5 protein-coding genes and 1 pseudogene are annotated in these 5,540 nt (G+C 64.4%); 5 read left to right on the top strand and 1 reads right to left on the bottom strand.

Translation table 11 applies throughout. The features are described from left to right. The 4 genes and pseudogenes from EN984_RS20975 to glp form a co-directional block, all read left to right on the top strand. Positions 1 to 500, top strand: a pseudogene (locus EN984_RS20975) (anthranilate phosphoribosyltransferase); the annotation flags it as partial. A gap of 10 nt (positions 501 to 510) precedes the next feature. Continuing rightward, positions 511 to 1,323 (top strand): indole-3-glycerol phosphate synthase TrpC, encoded by an 813-nt coding sequence (trpC, locus tag EN984_RS20970; RefSeq protein ID WP_127271355.1) that lies wholly within the window; start codon positions 511 to 513, stop codon positions 1,321 to 1,323. Between the two features lie 2 nt (positions 1,324 to 1,325). After that, positions 1,326 to 1,808: a cyclic pyranopterin monophosphate synthase MoaC gene (gene moaC / locus EN984_RS20965; RefSeq protein ID WP_127271357.1), complete on the top strand. Its 483-nt coding sequence runs from the start codon at positions 1,326 to 1,328 to the stop codon at positions 1,806 to 1,808. Continuing rightward, positions 1,808 to 3,013 carry a gephyrin-like molybdotransferase Glp gene (gene glp, locus EN984_RS20960; RefSeq protein ID WP_127383924.1) on the top strand — a complete coding sequence of 402 codons (1,206 nt, stop codon included), beginning with the start codon at positions 1,808 to 1,810 and terminating at the stop codon, positions 3,011 to 3,013. The genes moaC and glp overlap by 1 nt, the downstream gene beginning before the upstream one ends. A 48-nt stretch (positions 3,014 to 3,061) precedes the next feature. On the opposite strand, the gene EN984_RS20955 is transcribed toward glp, so the two are convergent. Continuing rightward, positions 3,062 to 3,892, bottom strand: a complete 831-nt coding sequence (locus EN984_RS20955) for an alpha/beta hydrolase (protein ID WP_127272193.1) — start codon at positions 3,890 to 3,892, stop codon at positions 3,062 to 3,064. A gap of 310 nt (positions 3,893 to 4,202) precedes the next feature. Between EN984_RS20955 and EN984_RS20950 the strand changes: the two genes are divergently transcribed. Continuing rightward, positions 4,203 to 5,540 (top strand): AMP-binding protein (locus EN984_RS20950; protein WP_127383923.1); only part of this gene is annotated, 1,338 nt, incomplete at its 3' end.

Genomic DNA, 5,540 nt, shown 5'->3' with positions numbered 1-5,540 from the left:
GCACCCGCACCATCTTCAACCTGCTCGGGCCGCTCTCCAATCCGGCCGGCGTCAAGCGGCAGCTGGTCGGTGTGTTCCTGCCGGAATGGATCCTGCCGGTTGCCGAGACGCTGAAGGCGCTGGGTGCCGAGCATGTCTGGGTTGCCCATGGCGACGGCTATGACGAGATCACCACCACCGGCGAGACGCAGGTTGCCGAACTGATCGGCGGCGAGATCCGCAGCTTCACCCTGACGCCTGAAGCGGTTGGGTTGCCGCGCCACAGCAAGGACGAATTGCGTGGCGGCGATGCGGACTACAACGCCAAGGCCTTGCGCGATATGCTGGGCGGCGCCGCCGGCGCCTATCGCGACACCGTGCTGATGAACGCCGGTGCAGGACTGGTTGTGGCCGGCAAGGCGACGACGCTTGGCGACGGCATCGCGGCGGCGGCGCAAGCCATCGATAGCGGCCGTGCCCTGCGAGTGCTCGACAGGCTGGTCGAGATTTCGAACGGATAACGGATAGAGCGTGTCTGACATTCTTCGCAATATCGAGGCCTACAAGCGCGACGAAATCGCGGCAGCAAAGGCACGCGTGCCGTTGGCCGAAATCAAGGCCCGGGCAAAAGACGCCGACGCACCGCGCGGCTTTCTTGCCGCACTGGAAGCGAAGCGCAAATCCGGCGCCTTCGCGCTAATCGCCGAGATCAAGAAGGCGAGCCCTTCCAAGGGTCTGATCCGTGCCGATTTCGATCCACCGGCGCTGGCGCAGGCCTATGCCAAGGGTGGTGCTGCCTGTCTTTCGGTGCTGACCGATGCACCGTCCTTCCAGGGTGCGCCCGAATTTCTCACCCGGGCGCGAGCCGCCGTCGCGCTGCCGGCGCTGCGCAAGGATTTCCTGTTCGATCCGTATCAGGTCTACGAAGCCCGCGCCTGGGGCGCGGATGCCATCCTGATCATCATGGCCAGTGTCGACGACGTCCTGGCCAGCGAGCTCGAGGCGACGGCCTTCGAACTCGGCATGGATGCACTGGTCGAAGTGCACGACGAGACCGAGACGCAGCGCGCGCTAAAACTGTCGTCGCGGCTGATCGGCATCAACAACCGCAATCTGCGCACATTCGAGACCAGCCTCGACACTTCCATGCGGCTGGCGACGATGGTTCCGGCCGACCGCTTGCTGGTCAGCGAGAGCGGTATTTTCTCGCATGACGACTGCCTCAGGCTGCAAAAGAGCGACATCGGCACTTTTCTTGTCGGCGAGAGCCTGATGCGGCAACAGGACGTCACCGCGGCGACGCGCCTGCTTCTGACAGGCAAGGCTTTGGCCGAGGCCATCTGACGATGGTATCGGGCCTTACCCATCTCGGCGCGCAGGGCGAGGCCAACATGGTCGACGTCGGCGACAAGGACGAAACAACGCGCACGGCGATCGCCGAAGGCTTTGTCGCGATGCAGCCCGAGACGCTGAAGATGATCCTCGCCGGCAACGCCAAGAAGGGCGATGTGCTCGGCACTGCGCGCATCGCCGGTATCATGGCGGCGAAGAAGACGCATGAACTGATCCCGCTCTGCCACCCGCTGCTTTTGACCAAGGTTTCCGTCGACATCGAGCCCGACCATGCTTTGCCGGGCCTGAAGGTCACCGCACTGGCGCGCGTCACCGGCAAGACGGGTGTCGAGATGGAAGCGCTGACGGCTGCCTCGGTCGCCTGCCTGACCATCTACGACATGGCCAAAGCAGTAGACCGCGCCATGGTCATCACCGGCATCCGCCTGGTCGAAAAGACCGGTGGCAAGTCGGGTGACTACAAGGCGAGCGCCTGATGGCGCTGGTTCCTATCGCGGAGGCGCTTGAACGCCTGCTTGATGGCGCGGCGCCTCTAGCCGGCGAAAGCGTTCCCCTGTTCGAGGCTGTGGATCGTGTTCTGGCGGAACCGGTCGTAGCACTTCGCACCCAGCCGCCTTTCAATGCTTCCGCCATGGACGGCTATGCAGCGCGCGCCGCCGACGTCACGTCGGTCCCATCCAGGCTGTCGGTGATCGGCATGGCGCCGGCTGGGCGTGGCTTCGACGGCACGGTCGGCCAGACGCAGGCCGTGCGCATCTTCACCGGCGCGCCGCTGCCCGAAGGCGCCGACACCATCGTCATCCAGGAGAATGTCCGCGATCTCGGCGGCGGCGAAATCGAAGTGACCGAGCCAACGGCGCAATGGCGCAATATCCGCCGCATCGGGCTCGATTTTTCAACAGGCGACATGCTGCTGGAAAAAGGCCGCTTGCTCGACCCGGCGGCACTGTCGCTGGCAGCATCGGCCAACCATCCTCGGGTCCGCGTGGTGAAACGGCCGCTGGTCGCCATTATCGCCACCGGCGACGAATTGCTGCCGCCGGGCAGCGATCTCGGCCCGGACCAGATCATTTCATCGAATGCCTATGGCGTCGCCGCCACCGCACACTCGGTCGGCGCCCGCGCGCTCGATCTCGGCATTGCCGCCGATCGCAAGGAGGCTATCGCCGAACTGGTGCAAAAAGCGGTCGCGGCCGGTGCGGATGTCATTGTGACGCTTGGTGGCGCCTCGGTCGGCGATCACGACCTGATCCACGACGTGCTGACCGGCGAAGGCATGACGCTCGGCTTCTGGAAGATCGCCATGCGTCCTGGCAAGCCGCTGATGTTCGGCCGCCTCGGCGATATCAGGTGCATCGGCCTGCCCGGCAATCCGGTGGCAAGCCTGGTCTGCTCGCAGTTGTTCCTGAAGCCGCTGCTGGCGCGGCTCGGCGGCCGCAATCATCGCCAGGACATACGTCCGGCACGGTTGGGTGCCGCCATGCCGGCCAATGATCTGCGCCAGGACTATGTGCGAGCGGTGGTCAGGGAAGATGACGGCGCGCTGGTGGCGACGCCGTTCGGTATCCAGGATTCCTCGATGCTGAGAATGCTGGCCGACGCCAACGGGCTGATCGTGCGGGCGCCGTTTGCCCCCGCAGCAGCTGCTGGCGAGGCTTGCAGCGTACTGATGCTGCGCTGAAGCAGCGCAGAACAAACCATTAATAACAAACAGAAAATTACGTCGGCGCTATTCCGATATCAAGGCGCGGGTCAGCGGATGCGCCGGATCGGCAAGGCCGTCGACAATGCTGAAATGATGCCGGTCAGGCTCGACCACGGTGCCGGTGGTGGCGCCGAGGCCGGTCCAGATGTTGGCAAGCAGCGCATTCTGGCGCAGGAATTCGGCGCGCTCGCCGCCACCGGCCCAACAGGTGATGCGGGCACCATCCATGGGCCGCAGCAGCGCCGGGCTTTCAGCCAGCGCCTCATCTTCGTCGATGGCCAGAGTCGCGTTCATCTCGGTGCGCATGATCGGACGCAGATCGTGGACACCCGAAATCGAAACGACATGGCGCACGCGCCGCGCCACATCGTCCGTCAGAGACGTGGTTGTCGTCACCATCCGGCTGGCAAGATGGCCGCCGGCCGAATGTCCGGTCAGCATCAGCGGCCCGTCGACCATTGCCGCCGCCTTGCCGATCGCCACGCCGATCTCCTGGACGATGCCGGCGATGCGTAAGTCCGGGCACAGCGTGTAGGACGGCATCGCCACGGCAAAGCCGCTGCTGACCGCACCATTGGCGAGATGCGACCAGAAACTCTTGTCGAACGCCTTCCAGTAACCGCCATGGATGAACACCACCAACCCTTTGGGCGTGGCGCTGGGGAGGAAGAGATCGAGCCGATTGCGTCGCCCATCGCCATAGGTGATGTCGAGCCGTGCCCGGCCCTGCGCCGAGAGTGCGTCACGAAACGCTTGCGCAGGCTCCACCCACGCGGCCGGCCATCGGTCGCTGCCGGCGATATTCGCACCGTTGGCATAGGCATCATCCCAATCGACGATGTGACGTTCGAACATCTGCGCCCTTCCCCAAAAACGGCATCGCTGTTCCGCTAGCAATGGCCACCGCCACGCCATGCGTCAATGCTCTAGGGCAAAAACATTTTAGGCTTGAAACAAATTTCGACTGGTGCGATCCTGCCCGCACGAACAGCCGACAATGGGAGGTCTGCTGTGCTGCCCGAAGCCTGCAAATGGTCACCCCGTTCGGGTGGCGTCGAGCAAGGCGCGACTTGCGGCACGAAGCCTCCTCAAAAAAAGCAGGACCTTCAGATCACTGGTCAGGCGCCTCGCGCACTGGCCGTCCAGCAGACAGGAGAGCGGCGACATGCTTGGGCCTTCAGCGCATATCGACACGTTCACGCGCGATCACCTGCCGCCGCCGGAGCAATGGCCTGAAATCCTGCTCGACGGCTTCGACTATCCCGAACGCCTCAACGCCGGTGTCGAACTGACCGACAGGCTGGTCGAGAAAGGCCTGGGCGACCACACCGCGCTGATCGGCAATGGCCGCCGCCGCACCTACAAGGAACTGTCCGACTGGACGAACAGGCTGGCCCACGCGCTGGTCGAGAATTATGGGGTCGAGCCCGGCAACCGGGTGCTGATCCGTTCGGCCAACAACCCCGCCATGGTCGCCTGCTGGCTGGCCGCCACCAAGGTTGGCGCCGTGGTCGTCAACACCATGCCGATGCTGCGCGCCGGCGAACTCGCCAAGATCGTCGACAAAGCGGAAATCACCGTCGCGCTCTGCGACACCAGGCTGATGGACGAGATGACCGCCTGCGCCAAGGACAGCGCATTCCTCAAGCAGGTCATCGGTTTCGACGGCACCGCCAACCATGATGCTGAACTCGATCGTGCCGCTCTCGACAAGCCGGTGACGTTCACCGCAGTCGACACCGGCCGCGACGATGTTGCCCTGCTCGGCTTCACCTCGGGCACAACAGGCGTTCCGAAGGCGACGATGCATTTCCACCGCGACCTGCTGATCATCGCCGACGCCTACGCCCGCGAAATCCTGGAGGTGACGCCGGACGACATCTTCGTCGGCTCGCCGCCGCTGGCCTTCACCTTCGGCCTTGGCGGACTCGCCATCTTCCCGCTGCGCTTCGGTGCGGCGGCGACGCTGCTGGAGCAGGCGACGCCACCCAACATGATCCACATCATCGAGACCTACAAAGCGACGATCTCTTTCACCGCGCCGACTGCCTACCGCGCCATGCTGAAGGCCATGGATGAAGGAGCGGACCTGTCATCGCTGCGCGTCGCCGTTTCGGCCGGCGAAACCTTGCCTGCTCCCGTTTTCGAAGTGTGGACACAAAAGACCGGAAAGCCGATCCTCGACGGCATCGGAGCCACCGAGATGCTGCACATCTTCATCTCCAACCGTTTTGACGACATGAAGCCCGCGTCGACCGGAAAGCCGGTGGGCGGCTACGAGGCGCGCGTCGTCGATGACGAGATGCGCGAGGTGCCACGCGGCGCGACCGGCAGGCTTGCGGTGCGCGGACCGACCGGCTGCCGCTACATGGCCGATGACAGGCAGAAGGAATACGTGCGCGACGGCTGGAACCTCACCGGCGATACCTTCACGCAGGACGAGGACGGCTTCTTCCATTTCGCCGCACGCTCCGACGACATGATCGTCAGCGCCGGCTACAAC

The organism is Mesorhizobium sp. M7A.F.Ca.CA.004.12.1.1 (assembly GCF_003997835.1).
Classification (GTDB): Bacteria; Pseudomonadota; Alphaproteobacteria; order Rhizobiales; family Rhizobiaceae; genus Mesorhizobium.
This window is presented reverse-complemented; position numbering and strand designations above follow the sequence as displayed.

Coding starts and splice junctions, on each gene's coding strand:
- moaC (WP_127271357.1), top strand. CDS start 1,326: ATGGTATCGGGCCTTACCCATCTCGGCGCGCAGGGCGAGGCCAACATG.
- EN984_RS20955 (WP_127272193.1), bottom strand. CDS start 3,892: ATGTTCGAACGTCACATCGTCGATTGGGATGATGCCTATGCCAACGGT.
- glp (WP_127383924.1), top strand. CDS start 1,808: ATGGCGCTGGTTCCTATCGCGGAGGCGCTTGAACGCCTGCTTGATGGC.